Annotated in this window: 19 protein-coding genes and 1 pseudogene; 4 read left to right on the top strand and 16 right to left on the bottom strand. The window is 72.1% G+C overall.

Annotation, left to right across the window (positions count from 1 at the left end):
* Positions 1–219: 219 nt before the first annotated feature.
* Positions 220–1191 carry a diacylglycerol kinase family protein gene (locus AB0P35_RS11180; RefSeq protein WP_363509434.1) on the bottom strand — a complete coding sequence of 324 codons (972 nt, stop codon included), beginning with the start codon at positions 1189–1191 and terminating at the stop codon, positions 220–222.
* A gap of 51 nt (positions 1192–1242) precedes the next feature.
* Between AB0P35_RS11180 and AB0P35_RS11175 the strand changes: the two genes are divergently transcribed.
* Positions 1243–1698, top strand: a complete 456-nt coding sequence (locus AB0P35_RS11175) for a hypothetical protein (RefSeq protein WP_363509432.1) — start codon at positions 1243–1245, stop codon at positions 1696–1698.
* An 83-nt stretch (positions 1699–1781) separates the two neighbouring features.
* Here AB0P35_RS11175 and AB0P35_RS11170 read toward each other — a convergent pair whose 3' ends face one another.
* The 4 genes from AB0P35_RS11170 to sodN form a co-directional block, all read right to left on the bottom strand.
* Positions 1782–2801, bottom strand: a complete 1020-nt coding sequence (locus tag AB0P35_RS11170) for a SigB/SigF/SigG family RNA polymerase sigma factor (protein ID WP_363509430.1) — start codon at positions 2799–2801, stop codon at positions 1782–1784.
* Positions 2802–2935: 134 nt separating this feature from the next.
* Positions 2936–3349, bottom strand: a complete 414-nt coding sequence (locus tag AB0P35_RS11165; protein ID WP_095873207.1) for an anti-sigma regulatory factor — start codon at positions 3347–3349, stop codon at positions 2936–2938.
* 231 nt (positions 3350–3580) lie between these two features.
* Complete coding sequence (locus AB0P35_RS11160) at positions 3581–4066, bottom strand: GNAT family N-acetyltransferase (RefSeq protein ID WP_095873206.1); 486 nt, start codon at positions 4064–4066, stop codon at positions 3581–3583.
* A gap of 343 nt (positions 4067–4409) precedes the next feature.
* Positions 4410–4808, bottom strand: a complete 399-nt coding sequence (gene sodN, locus AB0P35_RS11155; protein ID WP_030267960.1) for a superoxide dismutase, Ni — start codon at positions 4806–4808, stop codon at positions 4410–4412.
* A gap of 180 nt (positions 4809–4988) precedes the next feature.
* Between sodN and sodX the strand changes: the two genes are divergently transcribed.
* Positions 4989–5447, top strand: coding sequence for a nickel-type superoxide dismutase maturation protease (gene sodX, locus AB0P35_RS11150; RefSeq protein WP_363509427.1), 459 nt, complete (start codon positions 4989–4991; stop codon positions 5445–5447).
* A 37-nt stretch (positions 5448–5484) separates the two neighbouring features.
* Here the strand turns inward: sodX and AB0P35_RS11145 are convergent, their stop codons facing one another.
* The 5 genes from AB0P35_RS11145 to AB0P35_RS11125 form a co-directional block, all read right to left on the bottom strand.
* On the bottom strand, positions 5485–6075 hold the full coding sequence (locus AB0P35_RS11145) for a CGNR zinc finger domain-containing protein (protein WP_095873204.1): 591 nt from the start codon (positions 6073–6075) through the stop codon (positions 5485–5487).
* A gap of 114 nt (positions 6076–6189) precedes the next feature.
* Positions 6190–6942 carry an amino acid ABC transporter ATP-binding protein gene (locus AB0P35_RS11140; RefSeq protein ID WP_363509606.1) on the bottom strand — a complete coding sequence of 251 codons (753 nt, stop codon included), beginning with the start codon at positions 6940–6942 and terminating at the stop codon, positions 6190–6192.
* A gap of 38 nt (positions 6943–6980) precedes the next feature.
* On the bottom strand, positions 6981–7955 hold the full coding sequence (locus AB0P35_RS11135) for an amino acid ABC transporter permease (protein ID WP_363509423.1): 975 nt from the start codon (positions 7953–7955) through the stop codon (positions 6981–6983).
* Between the two features lie 33 nt (positions 7956–7988).
* Positions 7989–8918, bottom strand: coding sequence for an ABC transporter substrate-binding protein (locus AB0P35_RS11130; protein WP_363509420.1), 930 nt, complete (start codon positions 8916–8918; stop codon positions 7989–7991).
* Between the two features lie 393 nt (positions 8919–9311).
* A complete protein-coding gene (locus tag AB0P35_RS11125) occupies positions 9312–10235 on the bottom strand; it encodes an ABC transporter substrate-binding protein (protein ID WP_363509417.1) in 924 nt (307 codons plus the stop codon).
* Positions 10236–10925: 690 nt separating this feature from the next.
* Between AB0P35_RS11125 and AB0P35_RS11120 the strand changes: the two genes are divergently transcribed.
* Positions 10926–12122: an NADP-dependent malic enzyme gene (locus AB0P35_RS11120; RefSeq protein WP_363509414.1), complete on the top strand. Its 1197-nt coding sequence runs from the start codon at positions 10926–10928 to the stop codon at positions 12120–12122.
* Between the two features lie 140 nt (positions 12123–12262).
* Positions 12263–13225 (top strand): zinc-binding dehydrogenase, encoded by a 963-nt coding sequence (locus tag AB0P35_RS11115; protein WP_363509411.1) that lies wholly within the window; start codon positions 12263–12265, stop codon positions 13223–13225.
* A gap of 55 nt (positions 13226–13280) precedes the next feature.
* Here the strand turns inward: AB0P35_RS11115 and AB0P35_RS11110 are convergent, their stop codons facing one another.
* The 6 genes and pseudogenes from AB0P35_RS11110 to kgd all read right to left on the bottom strand — a co-directional run.
* On the bottom strand, positions 13281–15590 hold the full coding sequence (locus AB0P35_RS11110; RefSeq protein ID WP_363509408.1) for a right-handed parallel beta-helix repeat-containing protein: 2310 nt from the start codon (positions 15588–15590) through the stop codon (positions 13281–13283).
* A gap of 173 nt (positions 15591–15763) precedes the next feature.
* Positions 15764–16780 carry a PadR family transcriptional regulator gene (locus AB0P35_RS11105; RefSeq protein WP_363509405.1) on the bottom strand — a complete coding sequence of 339 codons (1017 nt, stop codon included), beginning with the start codon at positions 16778–16780 and terminating at the stop codon, positions 15764–15766.
* 3 nt (positions 16781–16783) lie between these two features.
* The gene (locus AB0P35_RS11100) at positions 16784–17680 is read right to left on the bottom strand and encodes a DUF4097 family beta strand repeat-containing protein (RefSeq protein ID WP_363509402.1); all 897 of its coding nucleotides are present in this window, start codon (positions 17678–17680) and stop codon (positions 16784–16786) included.
* A gap of 201 nt (positions 17681–17881) precedes the next feature.
* Positions 17882–18067 carry a DUF6104 family protein gene (locus AB0P35_RS11095; protein ID WP_363509399.1) on the bottom strand — a complete coding sequence of 62 codons (186 nt, stop codon included), beginning with the start codon at positions 18065–18067 and terminating at the stop codon, positions 17882–17884.
* Positions 18068–18118: 51 nt separating this feature from the next.
* The gene (locus AB0P35_RS11090; protein WP_363509396.1) at positions 18119–19933 is read right to left on the bottom strand and encodes a protein kinase; all 1815 of its coding nucleotides are present in this window, start codon (positions 19931–19933) and stop codon (positions 18119–18121) included.
* 168 nt (positions 19934–20101) lie between these two features.
* A pseudogene (gene kgd / locus AB0P35_RS11085) lies at positions 20102–21452 on the bottom strand (multifunctional oxoglutarate decarboxylase/oxoglutarate dehydrogenase thiamine pyrophosphate-binding subunit/dihydrolipoyllysine-residue succinyltransferase subunit); the annotation flags it as partial.

The raw sequence follows: 21452 nt of genomic DNA, 5'->3' as shown, positions 1-21452 counted from the left end.
TCTGTGCTGGGGTGGGGTTCGGGCGATTCGAGGGAGTTCCGCGTGTCCCGCTGCGGCCCGTCCCGATCGCCATGTAGAGGTTCGCAAACCTGCGGCCCGGATACAACCCCCTTCGGCAAGGAATTTTTGATTCTTCGGTGTCGCATAGCTCACAGCCCGTACTTCCATGGGGTGAAGGGGGCTAGCGCGTTCGAGAAGAAGGGTGGGACCCCCTTCCGGTCACACAATCACACGCAGTGCCCGCCGAACGCCTGTGAAACTGACGCGACTCCTGTCTCCAAGGTGGTCCCCGTCCACCTGAAACGGGGCCGGTTCCTGTGAAACCAAGGTGAAGTGCCGGACGTCGTGATAGGAGACGGTGTGCTTCCCGGTCGGTCCGGAGGCCGCCACGGCGCCGTCCGCAGAGGTGTGCGACCGCAGAATCTGACGGACCGTTCGAGCCGTGCCGAACGCCGTCATTCGAGTGATGCCGAAGATGTCAAGGTGCGTCTCGAAGGACGCGGACGGCGAAGGGAGGACCGGCCGGCCCCCCAGATAGGTCCACGGCGAGGTGTTGCTGACTATCGACAGCACCAGCCCCGGCACCGGCTCCTGCCCGCTGATCTCCAGGGTGATGGGGCCGTTCCGGCGGTGCTCACGCTCGGTGACGTAGTGCCGGAGCGCCTGGTTGACGTAGAGGGCGTGCGTGGAGCGCCGCCCCGCCCGCCGCTGCTCCTCCACGCGCCCGACCACGCCGGCGTCGAAGCCCAGCCCCGCGGTGAAGGTGAACCAGCGGTCCGGCTGCCCCTCCGAGAAGGCCTTGCCCAGACCGATGGCGCGCTCCCGCCGCACGGCCAGCGCGTCCAGCAACGCACCCGTCGCCTCCACCGGGTCGTTCGGCAGCCCCAGCGCGCGGGCGAAGACATTGGTCGACCCTCCCGGCACCACCGCCAGCCGCGGCACCCGGTCGGACGGGCCGTGGGCGAGTAGCCCGTTCACCACCTCGTTGACCGTGCCGTCCCCACCGAGGGCCACCACCAGGTCCACCCCGCCGTCGTCGGCGGCGGCCCGCGCAAGGTCCCCCGCGTGCCCCCGGTACTGGGTCTGCGCGACCTCCAGCTTGAGGTCGCTGCGCAGGGCGTGGATCAGCACGTCGCGGGTGCGGCCACTGGTGGTGGTCGCCATCGGGTTCACGACCAGGAGAGCGCGCATGAACGCCAGCCTACGGGTCGGTACGGGAGGAGCGACGGTTACCCTGCTGGAGTGACCGCGAAGACCGCCCGCACCTCGCCCGCCCCCGCCCCCGGCCAGGAGCCCGCTCCGAGCCCCGCCGGGGCCCGCCCGGCCCCCCTGCTGGCGGGTGCCGCGATCACCCTCCTGGAGGGCGCCGCGCTGGCCGGATGGGGCCTCTACGACGTCGTCTCCTCCCTCGCCGGCGACCAGGCCGCGGCCGGCCGCAGCGCCGCCGGCGCCGCCGTGCTGCTGCTGATGGGCCTCCTCCCGCTGCTGGCCGGCCGGGCACTGCTGCGGCTGCGCCGCTGGGGTCGCAGCCCCGCGGTGCTCACCAACTCGATCTGCCTGCCGGTCGCCTACTACATGTGGCAGGGCGGCGGCGCCGTCCGGGTCGCCGCGGTGGCCGTCGGCCTGCTCGGCCTGGCCGGCATCGTCTCGCTGCTGAACCCGAAGGTCACCACCGCCCTCTACGGCGAGCGCGACTGACGCACGGGCCCGGACACGGCTGAGGGGCGCGGTCTGCACCGCGCCCCTCAGCCGTGTCCGGGCCCGTGCCCCGGCGCCGGGCCTCACTCCTCGACGAGGAGCTTCTCCCGCAGCTGGGCCAGCGTGCGGGCGAGCAGCCGCGAGACGTGCATCTGCGAGATGCCCACCTCGGCCGCGATCTGCGACTGCGTCATGTTGCGGAAGAACCGCAGCACCAGGATCTTCTGCTCGCGCGGCGGCAGCTGGGCGAGCAGCGGCTTCAGCGACTCCCGGTACTCGACGCCCTCCAGCGCCTCGTCGGTCGCGCCGAGAGTGTCCGCCACGGCGGGCGACTCGTCGTCGCTGTCCGGCACGTCCAGCGAGAGCGTGGAGTACGCGTTGGCGGACTCCAGGCCCTCCAGCACGTCCTCCTCGGAGATCCCGAGGTGCTCGGCCAGCTCGTGCACGGTGGGGGAGCGCCCGTGCCGCTGCGAGAGCTCGCTCGTCGCCGTGGTCAGCGACAGCCGGAGCTCCTGCAGCCGGCGCGGCACCCGGACCGCCCAGCCCTTGTCACGGAAGTGCCGCTTGATCTCGCCCACGATCGTCGGCGTCGCATAGGTGGAGAACTCCACCCCGCGCTCGTGGTCGAAGCGGTCCACCGACTTGATCAGGCCGATGGTGGCGACCTGGGTCAGGTCGTCCAGCGGCTCGCCGCGGTTGCGGAAGCGCCGGGCCAGGTGCTCCACCAGCGGGATGTGCATCCGTACCAGCTGGTTGCGGATCTCCACCCGCTCCGGAGAGCCCTCCGGCAGCCCGGCCAGCCGCACGAACAGCGCCCGGGCGGCCTCGCGGTCCGGCGCCGCCGAGCGGTGGCCCTGCGCGGGCACCGCACCGCGCACCGCGGTCGCGGCGGACGGCACCTCCTCCGCCGCGGGCGCGTCCGCCACGGCGGGCTGCTCCGGTGTCGGATCGGTCGGCTGGGTCATCCGCTGGGCGTCCTTCGGGTACGCGTCGTCGGTCGGGGAGGCGTCGGCGATGCGGGCAGCGCTCGCCTGGGGCGGTACGGCCACGTCTGCGGTGGCCGCCGGCACCGCCGGGGCCCCTGTGCGGTCCAGATCACTCACGGCGATCACCCGTTCCGTTCCGGGAGCACTTCTCACTGGCTGTACCGCAGCGGACTGCGGTACGGGGGAGCCGCACGCGCGGGACGCCGGCCCCGCCGGGCGGCACCTGCGCGTACGGCCCGAGGCGCACGGCGCTACGGCTGGGCAGGAGACCCGCCGCGCTTCTTGTGCAGGCTGATGCTGACGGTGTTGTCCTCGCCCACGGACGAGTCCACCTCGCCGGCCAGCGCGGAGAGCACCGTCCAGGCGAAGGTGTCCCGCTCGGGGGCGCGGCCGTCGGTCGTCGGCGCCGACACCGTCACCTTGAGCGAGTCTCCGACCAGCCGGAACTCGCAGCTCAGGACCGAACCCGGCACCGCCTGCTGGAGCAGGATGGCGCAGGCCTCGTCCACCGCGATGCGGAGGTCCTCGATCTCGTCCAGGGTGAAGTCCAAGCGGGCCGCCAGGCCCGCCGTCGCTGTTCGCAGCACCGAGAGGTAGGCCCCCGCCGCGGGCAGCCGGACCTCCACGAAGTCCTTCACGTCGGGCTCACCGTCGATCTGGGACACCCTCACCTCCTGGGTGACGCGCGGTGCTTGCGGCCGGACGGCCGCGGCACTTCCTCTTGCTTCGCTCAACTGCTTCGCCCCAACTCGTCCGAGGGGTGGTGCGGTACGTACCGGTTCATACCCACCCGGGAGAGCCGGAACGCTGCGCATCCGCCCGAGACGTTACCGCTATCGGAGGGCCGATGTCGCGATCTCCGACCACGATCACGGGAACGGGCGACGGACGGCAGGTCACCGCCCCGCCGGGGCGCCCAGCTCGGCCAACGCGTCGTCGGTCAGCCGGAACACCGTCCATTCGTCCATCGGCACCGCGCCCAGGGACTTGTAGAAGCCGATCGACGGCTCGTTCCAGTCGAGCACCGACCACTCCAGCCGGGAGTATCCGCGCTCCACGCAGATCCGTGCCAGCTCCGCCAGCAGCGCCCTGCCGTGGCCGCCGCCCCGGGAGGCGGGCCGGACGTACAGGTCCTCCAGGTAGATCCCGTGGGTGCCGCGCCAGGTGGAGAAGTTGCGGAACCACAGGGCGAAGCCGACCGGCTCGCCGGTGGCGTCGTCCTCGGCGATCAGCCCGAACACCGCCGGGTGCTCGCCGAACAGCGCGTCGCGCAGCTGCTCCTGCGTCGCCCGCGCCTCGTGCGGCGCCCGCTCGTACTCGGCGAGCTCGCGGATCATGGCGTGGATGACGGGGACGTCGGTGGCCAGGGCGGTGCGGATCATACGGCGAGGGTACTCGGACGGACCGGCCGGGCGGAAAGGTTAATTCCGGACACCCGCTCCGACCTGCGGATCCTCCGGCGCCGTCGCGCGGAGCGGTGGCCCCGACCTGGGCCCGGTCGGCGAACCGGACCTGGGGCGGGTGGCCCGCCGGGGCTGCCGGCGCCCGGGTGCCGCCGTGGTGCGCATCGCGGCCTCCCTCGCTCGGGGCGGCGGACCGGCCGGGGCGGCCCGGCCCGTGCCACGAGCCTACGCCGACGGCCGCCGGGCGACCTGCCGAAGGGGCGGACACGCCGGGGGCCCGGCCGCGGTGTGCGCGGCCGGGCCCCGGGTTACTGACGTGTGATCAGGCGGCCTTCTTGGTCTCCCAGAAGATGCGGTCGATCTCGGCGATCAGGTCGAGCAGGGCCTGGCCGGTGGCCGGGTCCGTGGAGGCCTTGGCGGCCGAGGCGGCCTTGCCGGCCTTGTTGAACAGGTCGTGCAGCTGCGGGTAGGCCTCGAAGTGCGGGGCCTTGAAGTAGTCGGTGTGCAGCACGGAGAGGTGGTGCTTGACCAGCTCGGCGCGCTCCTCCTTGATGACGATGGCGCGCGCACGGAAGTGCGGGTCCTCGTTGGCCTGGTACTTCTCCTGAGTGGCCTTCACGGACTCGGCCTCGATACGGGCCTGGGCCGGGTCGTACACGCCGCAGGGCAGGTCGCAGTGGGCGTGCGCGGTGGCTCGCGGAGCAAACAGACGAGAGAACATGGGAGTCCTTCCTTAGATCGTCTTCCCGCGAGCGAGATTACCCCGCCCTCCCCGTTGATTCGCGATTGGCCCGGGGGCCTAGGGCAAAAGGCGGAGGCACAACCGGTCGATATCGGGCGGGCGCCGGGCGTGCCGCCATGCTGGAGACTGGACGGCGACGCGCGGGCAGGGGAGAGGCGGATGGCCGAGGAGCAGGAGCCGGGCGGCGGCGGACCGCTGCCGCTCGGGGTGATCGACGTGGCGGGTCCTTCGATGCGGCCCACGCTGCGCGACGGCGACCGGGTGCTCGTCCGGTACGGGGCCCGGATCCGGCCGGGGGCCGTGGTGGTGGTGCGCCACCCGCTGCGGCAGGACCTGCTGGTGGTGAAGCGGGCGGTCGGGCGCCGCGCCGGCGGCTGGTGGCTGCTCTCAGACAACCCGCTGGTGACCTCGGACAGCCGGGAGTACGGGCCGGTGCCGGCCGAGCTGGTGCTCGGCCGGGTGCTGCTGAGGCTGCGGCCGAGCCCGGCCTGGCTGGCGCCGGCCCGCGGTCTGGAACGGGCGCTGAACGGCGCGGTGCTGGAGCGCCTTCCGGCGCTCGCGGAGCGCTTCGGCGTGCATCGCCCGTTGGACCTGGGACCGCTGGACGCCGAGCCGTAGAGCGGAGGGAGATCGGCTGCCCGCCTGCCCCCGGGCCTCAGTCGCGGGCGGCGAGGGCGGCGCGGGCCGCCTCCTCGCGCTTGCGGGCGCGGTACGCGGCGACGTTGGCCCGGGTCGCGCAGCGGTCGGAGCAGTAGCGGCGCGAGCGGTTGGTCGAGGTGTCGAGGTAGGCGTTGCGGCAGGGCGCGGCCTGGCAGATGCCGAGCCGGTCGGCGCCGAGCTCGGTGAGGTGGATGGCCAGGCCCATGCAGGCCACGGCGGTGTAGTTGGCGGTGGCGGTGGCCGCGTTGTCGGCCAGGTGCAGGTGCCAGCGAGGCCGGCCGGCCTCGTCGAGGTAGTCGTGGCCGGAGACCAGCGGGCTGACCGGGTACTCGACCATGAGGCTGTTGAGCAGGTCGACGGCCCGGATCTCGTCGCCCTCGGCGGCCGCCTCGAAGACGCCGCGCAGCCGGGTGCGGACGGCCCGCAGCCGGGGCAGGTCGGCCTCGTCGGCGAGGGCGGCGGCCCGGCCGGCCGTCCCGAACAGGCCGCGGACGGCGTCCACCGAGGTGAGCGCGTCCCGGCCGCGCTCCGGCTCCTCGGTGTTGACCAGCCGGACGGCGTAGTCGGCGTACGAGGCGAGCTCCACGGATGGTCCTCCAGGGCCGGTAACGGGCAAGCTGCCCCAAGGGTATTACCTGGGAGCCCGGACGCGAAGACGCCCGCCGCCCTCGGGGGCGGCGGGCGTCCTGCGGAGCCGGGGTCAGAGCACCTTGGACAGGAACAGCTTGGTCCGCTCGTGCTGCGGGTTGGAGAGCACCTCGCGCGGGTCGCCGGACTCGACGACCACGCCGGCGTCCATGAAGACCAGCGCGTCGCCGACCTCGCGGGCGAAGCCCATCTCGTGGGTGACCACGACCATGGTCATGCCCTCCTCGGCGAGGCCGCGCATGACGTCGAGGACCTCGCCGACCAGCTCGGGGTCGAGCGCCGAGGTGGGCTCGTCGAACAGCATCAGCTTGGGCTGCATGGCGAGCGCGCGGGCGATCGCGACGCGCTGCTGCTGGCCGCCGGAGAGCTGGGACGGGTAGCTGGCGGCCTTGCCGGCCAGGCCGACCCGCTCCAGCAGGGCCAGGCCCCGCTCCTTGGCGGCGGACTTGGACTCGCCCTTGACCTGCACCGGGGCCTCGACGACGTTCTCGAGCGCCGTCATGTGCGGGAAGAGGTTGAAGTGCTGGAAGACCATGCCGATGTCAGCGCGCTGGCGCGCGACCTCGCTGTCCTTCAGCTCGTAGAGCCTCTCGCCCTTCTGCCGGTAGCCGACCAGGTCGCCGTCGACGTAGAGCCGGCCGGCGTTGATCTTCTCCAGGTGGTTGATGCAGCGCAGGAAGGTGGACTTGCCGGAGCCCGACGGGCCGACCAGCACGAACACCTCGCCCGTCTTGACCTCCAGGTCGATGCCCTTGAGCACCTCGACCAGGCCGTAGGACTTGTGCACGCTCTCCGCCCGGACCATCGCGCGGGTCGCGTCGGCGGGGGTCTTCGCCAGATCGCTCACAGGTGACCGCCTCCTTCCAGACCCGGGACGACGTCGTGCGTGGTGGCCGGCTTGCGGCGGCCGGTGAACATGCCCCGCAGGCGCTGCAGCGGGGTCGGCGGCAGGGTGCGGTTGGCGCCGCGGGCGTAGTGCCGCTCGATGTAGTACTGACCGACGGTGAGGATCGAGGTCAGGATCAGGTACCAGATGCTGACCGCGATCAGGACCGGGATGGTCTGGAACGTGCGGGAGAAGATGTTGTGGCCGGCCTGGTAGAGCTCCTCCAGGGCGATGACGCTCGCCAGGGACGAGGTCTTCAGCATCGAGATGGTCTCGTTGCCGGTCGGCGGGATGATCACCCGCATCGCCTGCGGGAGGACGATCCGCTTCATCGTCTGGAACCGGCTCATGCCGAGGGCGTGCGCGGCCTCGGTCTGGCCCTCGCTCACCGACTGCAGACCGCCGCGGACGATCTCGGCCATGTAGGCCGCCTCGTTGAGGCCGAGGCCCAGCAGCGCGGCGACGAAGACCGGGATCAGGGTGTTGGTCGAGCCCGAGACGAACTCGGGGCCGAACGGGATGCCGATCGAGAGGTTCGGCCAGATCGCGGCGAGGAAGTTCCAGAAGACCAGCTGCACCAGCACGGGGGTGCCGCGGAAGACCCAGATGTAGACCCAGGCCACTCCGGACAGCAGCGGGTTCGGCGAGAGCCGCATCACCGCGAGGACGATGCCGCCGACCACGCCCATGACCATCGCGAGGGCGGTCAGTTCGAGGGTGACGAGCAGGCCGTGCAGGATCTGGTCGTTGAAGAGGGTGTCTCCGACGACCGACCACTGGAAGGCCGGGTTGGTCACCAGGGCGTGGATCAGCATCGCCGCGAGGAGTGCGACGACGACGGCTCCGGCCCAGCGTCCGGGGTGGCGGACCGGGACGGCCTTGATGGTCTCAGGCCGTCCCGTCTTCACCGGCCCCTGATCGATAGGGTTCACGTTGAGTAGCCTCAGGGGGTTGGTAGCGGAACGTCAGCTCTTGGCGGCGTTGATCTCGGACGTGGTGATCGCGCCCGCCGAGACACCCCACTTGTCGAGGATCTGCTTGTACGTGCCGTCGGCGATCAGAGACTGGACGGCGCCCTGGACGGCCTTGCTCAGGTCCGAGCCCTTGGCGATGACGATGCCGTAGGGGGCGCTGTCGTAGGTGTCGCCGATCTTCTCCAGCTGCCCGTTGGTCTGCTTCAGCGCGTAGTCGACGACCGGGGAGTCGGCCATCATGACCTGGTCGCGGCCGGCCACCAGGGCCTGGGTGACGTCCGTCTGCAGCGAGAACTTGTCGCCGTCACCCGGGATCGGGGGCTTGCCGGCCTTCACGCAGTCGGGGTTGCGGACGTCCTTGATCTCGTCGGCCTGGGTGGTGCCGGTCTGGACGGCGACCTTCTTGCCGCAGAGGTCCTTGGCGTCGATCTTGTCCGGGTTGCCCTTCTTCACGGCGATGGCGCTGCCGGCCGAGAAGTAGGTGACCATGTCGACCGTCTGCTCGCGCTCCTTGGTGTCCGTGAAGGAGCTCATGCCGACCTGGTACTTCTTGGCCGCGATGCCCGGAATGATCGAGGTGAAGTCGGCGTTCTGGACGTCCGCGGTCAGCCCCAGCTTCGCTGCGATGGCCTTGGCCAGGTCGACGTCCATGCCGACGATGGCGCCCTTGTCGTCCTTGAACTCGTTCGGGGCGTACGAGGCATCGGTGGCGACGGTGATCTTGCCGGCGGACTTCACGTCCGCAGGGACGAGCGCGGCGAGCGACGGGTCGGCGGAAGCGGCCTTGACGGAGCTCGTCGGGGTCGCGGCACCAGAGCCGGAGCTGCTCGACGACGAGCTGCACGCGGTGAGGAACAGGGTGCCGGCCGCGAGGGCGGCGCCGGCCGCGACGAGACGGGGGCGCAGGGTGCGAGCGGTCATGAGGGGGATCTCCTCCTGGGGGAGAGACGAGCGGAGCGCTCCGCCGGGGGGTGGCGGTCGCCCGGCCGTCGGCTGCACTGCGTCGTGCCGCCCCGGGCCGGTCGTTCACTTGTTCGAGAATTCAAGCCGTGCATGTCGCCACCCTCCGCCGAGGTGGGCGCACGTCGGACCGCCTCGCAGAGAGGGGCACCTCCGGGGGGAGGCGTGTTCGATCCGAGTTGGGTGGAATCCTGCCACTCACGGACGGTGAACGGGCCCCTATTCAGATCAAAATCGGATAACGGGGGGCCTTCTTGTCCGCTATCCGGACGAATTCCGACCCCCTGTCACCCTGCGTATAAGTATGCAGACTTGGCGGCGTCCGGCCGGGAAACCCGGCCGGAGCGTCCCGACTCAGAAGCCGCCGTTGACCACGGCGTTCTGCACCGCGCCGGCGGCGACCCCCCACTTCTGCAGGATGTTCTCGTAGGAGCCGTCCCGGATCATCTGGTTCAGCGCCTTCACCAGAACGTCGCGCAGCTCGGTGTTCTTCTTGTCGACCGCGATTCCGTACGGTGACGGCTGAAGCTGGGCTCCGGCCACGTCGAACTTGGCGCCGTTCGGGCCGCCCTTCGCGGCGACGTACGCGGCCACCGGGTAGTCGTTCAGGTCGGCGTCGGCGTGGCCGGCGGCCAGTTCGGCGAGCGCCTGGCTGTCGTTGTCGAACAGCTTCACCGTCAGCGGCTTGTGCGCCCGGGTGCAGGCGCCGACCTGCCGCTCGATGATCGCGGCCTGGGTGGTGCCGCGCTGCAGCGCCACGGTGTGGCCGCACAGGTCGTCCAGCTTGCCGATCTTCTCCGGGTTGTCCTTGGGGACGAGCATCTGGGTGCCGGCGATGAAGTAGTCGACGAAGTCGACGCCGGGGTTCACCACCTTGCCGTTGTCGTCGGTGCCCTCCCGGCGCTGCCGGTTGTCCGTCATCGCCGACATCGCCAGGTCGAACTCGCCGGCCTGCAGGCCCGGTATCAGCTTGTCGAACGCGGTGTCGGTGAACTCCACCTTCACGCCGAGCTGCTTGCCGAGCTCCGTCGCGATGTCCGGGTCGATGCCGACCGGGGAGCCGTCCGAGGCCTTGAACTCCACCGGCGCGTAGTTCAGGTCGGAGGCGATCTTCAGGACCCCCTTGGACTTGACGCTCTCCGGCAGCCGGGCGTGCAGGTCGTCCTCACTGGTCTTGGCCGAACCGGAGCTGCCGCACGCGGTCAGCAAGAGGGTTCCCGCGACGAGCGCCGCCCCCGCGGCGAGGGTGCGGGCGGGACGGGGCGCGAAGGCGTGCATGCGTTGGGTCCTCCTGTGGGAGCGGTGGTGCAGGCGAGGGTGGGCGCTGCTGGGAAGGTACCGTCCGCGAGCGGAACGGAAGCGTCCGGATGTCGGTGTGGGAAATGTGATCCTGCCATCCCACCCTCCTGTCCCAGGTCGCGGGTATGTCAGAATCTGGTATCGGGTAACCCCCGACGAACGAAGGCAGACCGCCGGATTCCGCTGCTCACAATCGAGCGGGGCGGATCCGGGGTGCGCAGGACCGGAAGTCGACGACGCCGACTCCGTAGCCGAGGCACCAGCTCCCCTCCGTGTCTGCGTTCACTCCTGCGGGTGCGTGTACCGTCCCGCCGCAGGTCGGCCAGGGCCGTCGGATTCCACCGGAATCCCGGCGGTGTCAAGGGCCGCCGTGCGGTGAACGGCGCACGACGAGGACGAAAAGGCACAGGTGCGGTGCCTTCGTCCGGCCTAGGCTCGACCGGTGTGCGTCATTGTCCGTCCTGATGCGGATGCGCCCGGGCACGAGCCGGAACCACAGCGCAGAACACCCAAAACCCTCAATCGAGGGCGTCGCCCGACGGCCGCGCCCCGACCCCGGACTCCGGGTACGCCTCGCGTACCCGGCGTCGCCGTCCCTCCGGCGGCGGCCCCGGTGCCGAACGACCGTCGGTCCGAGCGTCCTCGCTGATCATTGACGAAGAGGTCAACGTGGCAGCGGAGATCATCCACCCCAACACCCAGGACACCGACGATCCGGTCGACGCCGTCTTCGCGCTGCACCGCGGCGGCAAGATGGAGGTCCGGGCCACGGTTCCGGTGCGCGACGCGGACGATCTGTCCCTCGCCTACACCCCCGGTGTCGCCCGGGTCTGCACCGCGATCGCCGAGCAGCCCGAGCTGGTCAACGACTACACCTGGAAGTCCAACACCGTCGCCGTCGTCACCGACGGCACCGCCGTGCTCGGCCTCGGCGACATCGGCCCCGAGGCCTCGCTGCCCGTCATGGAGGGCAAGGCGATCCTCTTCAAGCAGTTCGGCGGCGTCGACGCCGTCCCGATCGCGCTCGCCTGCACCGAGGTGGACGAGATCGTCGAGACCGTCGTCCGGCTGGCCCCGTCCTTCGGCGGCGTCAACCTGGAGGACATCTCCGCCCCGCGCTGCTTCGAGATCGAGCGCCGGCTGCAGGACGCCCTGGACATCCCGGTCTTCCACGACGACCAGCACGGCACCGCGATCGTCACCACCGCCGCCCTGTGGAACGCCGCCAAGGTGACCGGCCGGGAGATCGGCGCCCTGCGGGCCGTCATCTCCGGCGCCGGTGCCGCCGGCATCGCCATCGCCAAGATGCTGCTCGCCGCCGGCATCGGCGACGTCGCCGTCTGTGACCGCCGCGGCGTCGTCCACGAGGGCCGCGGCGACCTCACCGACGTCAAGGCCGAGATCGCCGCGCTGACCAACCGCACCGGGATCAAGGGCTCGCTGGCCGACGCGCTGGCCGGCGCCGACGTCTTCATCGGCGTCTCCGGCGGCACCGTGCCCGAGGACGTCGTCGCGACCATGGCCGAGGGCTGCTTCGTCTTCGCCATGGCCAACCCGAACCCGGAGATCCACCCCGAGGTCGCGCACAAGTACGCGGCGGTCGTCGCCACCGGCCGCAGCGACTTCCCGAACCAGATCAACAACGTGCTGGCCTTCCCCGGCATCTTCGCCGGCGCCCTGCAGGTCCGGGCCACCCGGATCACCGAGGGCATGAAGCTCGCCGCCGCCAAGGCGCTCGCCGCCGTGGTCGCCGACGAGCTGACCCCGCAGAAGGTCATCCCGTCGCCGTTCGACGACCGGGTCGCGCCGGCGGTCTCCAAGGCCGTCGCCGAGGCCGCCCGCACCGAGGGCGTCGCCCGCGCCTGACGGCCCGTCGCCCGGGCCGGACACCCAGGGGGCGCGCGGAGGCACCGGCCTCCACGCGCCCCCGGTGCGTTCCCCCGGTAGTGCAGGTCACACCGTTGCGTGGTACCGGCCGCCCGGCCCGCGCCGATATCGTCCGAACCATGTTCGCTGCCTACGCCGCCCGCATCGACCAGGACGACCCGCTGAGCGCACTGGAGTTGGGCGAACTCCCGGAGCCCGAGGCCCGCGAGGGCTGGAGCGTCGTCACCGTCAGGGCCGCCACCCTCAACCACCACGACCTCTGGTCGCTGCGCGGCGTCGGCCTGCCCGCCGAGCGCCTGCCGATGATCCTCGGCTGCGACGCCGCCGGCGTCGACGAGCACGGCAACGAGGTCGTCATCCACTCCGTCGTCGGCCAGAGCGGCCACGGGGTCGGCCCGAACGAGCCGCGCTCCATCCTCACCGAGCGCTATCAGGGCACCTTCGCCACCAAGGTCGCCGTCCCGACCTGGAACCTGCTGCCCAAGCCCGCCGAGCTCACCTTCGAACAGGCCGCCTGCCTGCCCACCGCGTGGCTGACGGCCTACCGGATGCTCTTCACCAACGCCGGCGTCAAGCCCGGCGACACCGTCCTCGTCCAGGGCGCCGGCGGCGGCGTCTCCACTGCACTGGTCGTCCTCGCCAAGGCCGCCGGCCTGCGGGTATGGGTCACCGGCCGGGACGAGGCCAAGCGGGCCCGCGCCGTCGAGCTCGGTGCGGACGCCGCCTTCGAGAGCGGCGCCCGGCTGCCCGAGCGGGTGGACGCCGTCATGGAGACCGTCGGCGCCGCCACGTGGTCGCACTCGGTGAAGTCGCTGCGGCCCGGCGGAACCATCGTCATCTCCGGCGCGACCTCCGGCCCGAACCCGAAGGCCGCCGAGCTGAACCGGATCTTCTTCCTGGAACTCAAGGTGGTCGGCTCCACCATGGGCACCAAGGAGGAGCTCGCCGGCCTGCTCGCGCTCTGCGCCAACACCGGGGTTCGGCCGGTGATCGACTCCGTGCTGCCGCTCACCGAGGCCCGCGACGGCTTCGCCCGGCTCGCCAAGGGCGACGTCTTCGGCAAGATCGTGCTGACGCCCTGACACGTGCGAAGGCCCCGGCGGACGACGTCCGCCGGGGCCTCAGGGCACTGTCAGGTCACCAGGTCTGGTAACCGAACCAGTCGACGACCATGTCCGCGCCGCCGCTGCTGCCGTTGTACAGCACGACCTTGCCGTCGGCGCCGACCGGCACGACGACCTGGTTCGGGACGGTCCGGCCCGGCGTCCAGTTCAGGTTGGACGCCAGCGGACGGGCGGTGCCGCTCGGATAGGCGGTCAGGAAGCCGTTGGCCGCGGGCTGGGTGACCGTCACGTTGAGGGTGACGATCCGGGCCCGGGACTCGCCGAAGTCGAGGGTGATGCTGCCGCCCGCCGGGACGGGCCCGGCCGGCCGCTTGGTGCCGTTGCCGTCGTACCGGTCCTGGCGGGTGTCCATCATCCGCCAGGGGCCCGTCGGGTTGTAGGTGGTGTAGCCCTCGGCCGAGTAGTAGCCGGCCAGGTCGGCCACCACGTCGACACTGCCACCGCCGCCGCCCGCGAAGAAGGTGACCTTGCCGTCGACGACCGGGACGGTGACCAGGTTGGCGACGGTCTGCCCGGTGGTCCAGTTGAGGTTGGACGCGGTGGGGCGCTCCTGGCCGTGCGGGTACACCGTCAGGAAGCCGTTGTCGTTCGGCGCGGTGACGGTCACGTTCATGGTCACCGCGGTGACGCCCGTCGCCGGGACGCCCTTGACACCCGCGACCTGCAGGTCGATCGAGCCGCTCTGCGGGACGCGCGCCTTGGGGGCACCGACGGCCTGGCGGGTGTCCAGCAGGCGGGTGGGACCGGCGGCGGTGAAGACGCTGCCCTTGGTGCTGTAGTAGCCGGCCAGGTCGGCGATCACCTCGACCGTGCCCGGGCCGCCGCCCGCGAAGAAGGTGGCCCTGCCGTCGACGACCGGGACGGTGACCAGGTTGGCGACGGTCTGCCCGGTGGTCCAGTTGAGGTTGGACGCGGTGGGGCGCTCCTGGCCGTGCGGGTACACCGTCAGGAGGCCCGGGGAGGTGGGTGCCGTGACGGTCACGTTCAGCGTCACCGCGGTGACGCCCTCGGCGGGAACGCCGGCCACCCCGGCCAGGTCGAGGTCGATCGAGTGGCCGGATGCGACCGGCGCCCCGGGGGCGCCGAGGGCCTTCCGGGTGTCCAGCACACGGGTCGGCCCGGTCGGCGTGTAGACGCTGCCGAAGTTCGCGAACTCCCAGGCGCCGCGATCGCGGAAGCCGGTGCCGGTGTCCGCGACCACCGGGTCGTCCTTGGCCGGGCGGCCGCCGAGGTCGACGTCCAGCATGCCGGGCGCGTTCACGTCGGCGGAGTCGATCGTCGGGCCGAGCTGCGGCTTGGAGCCGTCCCACGGAACGGTCGGGTCGGCGACCGCGTCGTGCGCGCCCTGCCCGGTGGCGGAGGTGAAGGCCGGCCGGGCGGTGTACGGCGTGCCCGCCCACAGGTAGGCAGGCTTGCCGCTGGTCGGGCTGACGACGTTGTAGTCGACCTTCGTCCCGGCGGCCGCCTCGGCCGCGACCGTGATACCGGTGGCGGAGGCGCCGGCCTGGCACGGCTTCGTCGGGTAGTCGGCGGTGGACCCGGTGTCGACCACGTTGTTCTCGACCACCGCACCGGTCGATGCCCCGGCGAGCACGATGCCGTCGTGGCAGTTGGTGTTGACGGTGTTGGAGACCACCACCGTGCCGGTGGCGCCGGTGGCGCTGACGGCCGCGCTGCTGCCCGGGGAGAGCTCGTTGGTGGTCACCACCGAGTCCTTGACGCCCTGGTCGAGCTGGATCAGCGGTCCGCTGACGTACGAGAACCGGAACCGGCCGACCGTGACCCGGGAGGAGTCCCCGGTCACGCGGACGCCGGCGGCCCGGGTCGACCAGACCTCGCCGCGCATCAGGGTGATGTCGGAGGAGTCCTTGACCAGCACCGCCTCCTCGTTGGCGTAGTCGAACGAGAAGCCGGTGAACTCGACGTGGTGCGCCCCCTCGACGACGAGCGCGTGGGGCACGCCCGACCCGCCGAAGGCGCCGCCGACCTTGGCGTAGGTCCCGTCCGGGCTCGGCGCGTCCTTGCCGCCGACGAACCGGATCGGCGCACCGGACGTGCCGGAGCGGGTGATCCTCACCTGCTCCGGGTAGTCGTTGCCGGCGACGTGGACGGTCTGGCCGGGCAGTGCGGCGTCGGCGGCGGCCTGGACGGTGCAGTACGGCGCGGCCTCCGTCCCGGTGCCGCTGTCGGTGCAGTGCGCCCCGGCGCCGTTGTCGACCCAGAGGTCGGTGGGCGCGGCGCTCGCGCCGGTCGGCAGCGCCAGTGCGCCGAGCAGACTGGTCGCGGCAAGAGCCGCAGTGCGCTTGTTGATGGTGCCCCCCAAGGGCGGAGACGGTGTGCTGTCGCACGTCGACGGCGACCCGGGAGCGCGCGTGAAGCCGCGCTTCGGCCTGGTCCGCGTGCGGATCATTTCACATCGCTCGCACGCCTGTGCAAGGGGGTTTCGCCGGTGGACAGCGGTGTCCCCCCGCCTCGCCGCAGGGGGACACCGCTCGCTCAGCCGAGGCGCCGGGCCGCCGCGGCCAGGGCCGACTGGGCCCTCGTCAGCTGATCGGGGGTCACCCCGCCGTCGCGGGCGGCGTCCCGGACGTGGTCGCGGAAGCGGTCGAGCAGGCGCTCCAGCTCGCGGGCCGGGTCGCCGGCCGGATCGGTGCGCGCCCAGTCGGGCAGGTCCTCGGCCGCGGCGGCGTCGCCCCCGTCGTCCCCGCCGTCCTTGTCGAGGTCGATCCGGGTGATCCGGACGTCCTCGGTGGGCGCCGGGTGGCCCCAGCGGGCGGCGTCGGCGAGCCCGCCGAGACTGCGGGTGAGCTCGGCCAGGCCCTCGGCGAGGCCGGTGGACCAGTCGCCGCGCGAGGCGTGCTCGCGGACCTGCTCCTCGACCCGGCGCTTGATCCGCAGCGCCTCCTGCTGGGTGGCGCTGCGGGCGGCCTTGGACTGCTCGCGCAGCTTGCGGGCCTCCGCCTCGGCGGCCTTGGCCTTGGCCTTGGCCGCGCGCTCCTGCTCCTTGGCGCGTTTGGCCTGGTCCTTGGCCTGGGTCTTGAACCGCTCGTACTCCTCCTTGGCGCGCTGCCAGGCATCCCTGTCCCCCCAGGGGCCGGCCCACGGGTCGCCGGCGGTCTCCGGGCGGGGGGCCTTGCGGGCGGCGCCCCAGAGCTCCTCGCGCAGGTCCTTGGCGGTGTCCCGAACGTCCTCGCGGATCGCGCCGGCGAGCTGGGCGACGGAGTCGCGGATCTCCACCTCCAGCTCGGCGAGCTCGTCCTGACGGGCGGCCAGCTCGGTGCGGCCCGCGTCCGTCAGCCGGTAGACCTTGCGGCCGCCCTCGGTGCTGTGGGTGACCAGGCCCTCCTGCTCCAGCTTGGCGAGCCGCGGGTAGACGGTGCCGGCGGAGGGCGCGTACAGGCCCTGGAAGCGCTCCTCCAACAGGCGGATCACCTCGTAGCCGTGCCGGGGGGACTCGTCGAGCAGCTTGAGCAGGTAGAGCCGGAGCCGGCCGTGGCCGAAGACGGGGGACATCGCTCAGGCCTCCTTGGTGAGGTCGGGGCCGGGGCCGGTGGTGAGCTCCTTGGCGGGCGGCGCGTCCTCGTCCTCCGGACGGTGGAGGACGGTGATCGCGCCGGAGACGGTGGTGACCTGGAGCCGGCCGGTGCCGCTGCCGAGCTGGCCGGCGAGCCGCTTGGCGCCCCAGCTGCCGGCCACCGTCAGCTCGGCGAAGGTGGAGGTGACGTCACCGGTGGTGGTGCCCGCCTCGACCTTGGCGTCGGCGACCGCGGGCAGCCGGACGCCGACCGGGCCGCTGACCGTGGCGACGGTGATGTCGGTGGGCGTCTGCACGTCGAGGTCGAGGGTGACCGCGCCGCTGACGGTCTTGGCCTGCACCTTGTCGGCGGTGCCGGCGACCACGGTGAGCTGCCCGGAGACGGTGTTGACGCGCAGTTCGCCGGAGACCGACTGGGCGTCCACGTCGCCGGAGACGGTGTTGGCCTGGATCCGGCCGGAGAGGCCCACCAGGGTGGCGGCGCCGCTCGCGCCGTGCACGGTGACCGGCCCGGCGATGCCGGAGACGGTGGTGTCCGCGGAGGCGGTGCCGAGCCTGACCTCGGTGCCGGCCGGCACCGCGAGCGAGACGACGGCACGGCGCTTGCGGCGCAGCGAGCCGAGGAAGGCCTTGACGGACTGGAGGGACTTCACGGTCTCGGAGAGCTCGCTCCAGTCGAGGTCCTTGTACGCCACGGTGAGCACACCGTCCCTGAGGTCGACCTGCAGGGGCTCGCCCTCCAGCTCGGTGACCTCCAGGCGGGCCGGGCCGTCGGCGGCCACGACGTTGACGGCACCCCCGATGATCCGGACGTGCAGGCTGCTGACCGGCTCGTCGATGGTGATCTTCTCGGGTCCTTCGACCGTCCACTCGCTCATGATTCCCCGTCCTCCCGTTCGCGATGTATCGCGTCGACTTGATTAACACGATATATCGCGAAGGGGGGAAGTCAACCCCGACCCGACCCCGACGCGACCCCTAGGTCCGGCCCGGGGAACGTGCCCCCCCGAGACACGCGAAGGGCCCGGAAGGCGGGTGCCTTCCGGGCCCTTCGCATGTCGCGCGTGCGGTGCCGCGGATCAGTCCTCGTCCTCGTCCTCGTCGTCGAGCCGGGCCAGCCAGGTGGCCAGCCGCTCGACCGGGATCTCGAAGTCCGGGTTGAGGTCGACGAACTCGCGCAGCCGCTCGGCCAGCCACTCGAAGGTGACCTCCTCGTCGCCGCGACGGCTCTCCAGCTCCTCGATGCCTCGGTCGGTGAAGTACACGCTGTGCTCCGGTCCGGTGGGGTGTGACCCCGTCAGGATAGTCGCGGCCGGTCAGCCGCTGCGGCGCCAGTAGCTGATCGAGACCTTCGCCCCCGAGTTGCTGGTGCCGCCCTGCTCGACCGCCTTGACCACGACGATGCCGCCGTTCTCCCGGTTGCGCAGGCAGAACAGCCCGCCGGCCGGCAGCGCGTCGTACTTCACGTCGGACACCGGCTGCTGCTCGATCCCCGCGGCGCACTCGGCCGGGGTCAGGTGGTTCTCCGCGGCCAGGAAGGCGTCCGAGCCGCTCGACCAGTTGAAGTGGCCGTAGCTCGGCTCCAGCACCCAGGCCGGATTGGTCGAGGAGGACACCACCTTGCCGGTCGTCAGGTCGAAGACGTACGTGTAGTCGGGGCTGGAGAGCACCTGGTCGGTGTAGACCGGGGTGTACCCGCTCGACGGCTTTGCGGTGGCGCCGCCCTTGGCCGTCGGGGCGGCCGAGTCCTGCGATCCGCCGACCGTCGCCTGCCCGGCCGGCCGCGTGCCCGCCGGGCCGGCGGTCTGCGCCGTCTGCCCGCCGGTGCCCGAGTTGGTCCGGGTGGTGCCGCCGCCCCCGGAGGTCAGCGCCACACCGGCACCCGTGCCCACCACGGCCGTCGCCGCAGCGACGGCCAGCAGGGTCTTCCAGGAGACACCCCGTCGGACGGGTGCGGTCGCGGCCTGCGGGCCGGCCGCGACCGGCACGGTCGGGACACCGGCCGGCTGCGGCGGCCCGAACGCGCCCAGCGGCGGCGACACCGCGCCGACCTGTGGCGCGGGGTACTGCGGAGCCGGGTACTGCGGCGACGCGAAGGGCGCCACCGTCGGGGCGCTCGGCGGGGCGGCCGGGACACCGATCGACGGCGCGATCGACGGCGCGGTCGCCGGAACGGTCGGCATCGGCGGCATTGCGGCCGGCAGCGGGGTCGGCGGGGTGCGCGGCAGGTCGGAGCGGCGGGTGATCTCGGTGTTCACCTGGGCGGGCAGCCAGTCGTCGGCGAACCGCAGCTGGCCGCCGACCGCGGGATGGCTGCGGGCGGCCTCGATGATCTCGGCGGGGGTCGGACGCTGCGCCGGGTCCTTGGCCAGGCAGCGGGCCAGCAGCTCCCGCAGGTCGGCCGGGACGGTCGCCAGGTCGGGCTCCTCGTGCACCACCCGGTAGAGCACCGCGGTGTCCGGGCCCTCGCCGAACGGCGGGGTGCCGCCGGCCGCGTACGCCGCCAGGGCGCCCAGCGCGAAGACGTCGGTGGCCGCGGTGACCGGTGCGCCCTGCGCCTGCTCGGGCGACATGAAGGCCGGCGAGCCGATCCGGTAGCCGGTGCCGGTGAGCGCGGTGGCGTCCGCGGCCCGGGCGATACCGAAGTCGATCACCCGCGGGCCGTCCTCGGCGACCAGCACATTGGCCGGCTTGAGGTCCCGGTGCACCACCTGGACGCTGTGGATCGCCTGCAGCGCCTCGGCGATGCCGCCGATCAGCAGCAGCACGGTACGGGTCGGCAGCGCGCCGTGCTCCCGGATCACCTGCTGCAGCGAAGGGCCGGGCACGTACGCGGTGACCAGCCAGGGCGCCACGGCGTCCGGGCCGGAGTCGATCACCTGCGCGGTGTAGAGCCCGTGGATGCGCTGGGCGTTGGCGACCTCCTGCGCGAAGCGCCTCCGGAACTCGCCGTCCTCGGCGAACTCCGCGCGCACCACCTTCAGCGCGACCGGCCGCCCGCCCGGCGTGTACGAGAGGTAGACCCGGCCCATGCCGCCCGCGCCGAGCCGCGCGAAGACCCGGTAGCCACCGACCTCCCTCGGATCCTCCGGCTGCAGCGGCTGGAAGACGGGTGGCAACTGCTCGGACATGGTCGGCTCCCCCTGAGGTGCGGCATGACGCCCCATACGGTAGCGAGCTGACGATCCGTCGCGGTGAGGGGGCGCCGGTCGGTTACCCGGTCGAGACGCGGAAAGCCGGGAGCCCCGGTACCGCCAGCGGGCGGTACCGGGGCTCCCGGAGGTCCTGCGGACCCTGCGTCAGATCGCGAACACCTCGTCCACGATCGCCTGCTGCTCGGCGGCGTGGCGCTTGGCCGAGCCGACGGCGGGGGCCGAGGAGGCCGGGCGGGCGACGCGGCGCAGGCGGGCGCCGTTGGCGTTGCGGCCGATCACGACCTGCAGGTGGTCGACCAGGTTCATGGCGATGAACGGCCAGGCGCCCTGGTTCGCCGGCTCCTCCTGCGCCCAGATGAACTGGACGTTGTCGCCGTAGCGGCCCAGTTCCTCCTGCAGCTCGGAGATCGGCAGCGGGTAGAGCCGCTCGACCCGGACGACGGCGGTGTCGGTGACGCCGCGCTCGGTGCGGGCCGCCTCCAGGTCGTAGTAGAACTTGCCGGAGGTGATGACGACCTTGCGGACCTGCGCCGGGTCCACCGTGCTGTCGCCGATCACCGGCCGGAACGAGCCGGACGTGAACTCGGCGGCGGCCGACGCCGCAGCCTTCAGACGCAGCATCGACTTCGGGGTGAAGACGATGAGCGGCTTGTGGTGCGGGTTGTGCGCCTGCCAGCGGAGCAGGTGGAAGTAGTTCGACGGCGAGGTGGGCATCGCGACCGTCATGTTGTTCTGCGCGCACAGCTGCAGGAAGCGCTCCGGGCGGGCGGACGAGTGGTCCGGGCCCTGGCCCTCGAAGCCGTGCGGCAGGAGCAGGGTGACGCCGGAGTGCTGGCCCCACTTCTGCTCGGCGGAGGCGATGTACTCGTCGACCATGGTCTGCGCGCCGTTGACGAAGTCGCCGAACTGCGCCTCCCACATGACCAGCGCGTTGGGCCGGGTGAGGGAGTAGCCGTACTCGAAGCCCATCGCCGCGTACTCGGACAGCAGGCTGTCGTAGACGGTGAAGCGGGCCTGGTCCTCGGTGAGGTAGAGCAGCGGGGTGTAGTCCTCGCCGGTGTTGCGGTCGATGAGGACGGCGTGGCGCTGGCCGAAGGTGCCGCGGCGGCTGTCCTGGCCGGCGAGGCGGACGGGGTGGCCCTCCATCAGCAGGGAGCCGATGGCGAGGGTCTCGCCCATGGCCCAGTCGATGGTGTTGTCCTCGACGGAGCCGGCGCGACGCTGCAGCTGGGGCAGCAGACGCGGGTGGACGGTCAGCCACTCCGGCAGGTTCACCTGCGAGGCGGCGATCCGCTTCACCATCTCCTCGGAGATACCGGTCTGGATGTTCACCGGGAAGTCCGCGACCGGCTTGCCGTTGGAGGCCGGAGCGGGTGCGCCGGCGGCCTCGCGGACCTCGGCGAAGACCTTCTCCAGCTGGCCCTGGAAGTCCTGCAGGGCCTGCTCGGCCTCTTCCATGGTGATGTCGCCGCGACCGATCAGGCCCTCGGTGTAG

This window comes from Kitasatospora sp. NPDC085879, from assembly GCF_040686255.1.
GTDB lineage: Bacteria > Actinomycetota > Actinomycetes > Streptomycetales > Streptomycetaceae > Kitasatospora.
The sequence above is the reverse complement of the archived record's forward strand: the minus strand, read 5'-3'. Positions and strand labels throughout refer to the sequence as shown.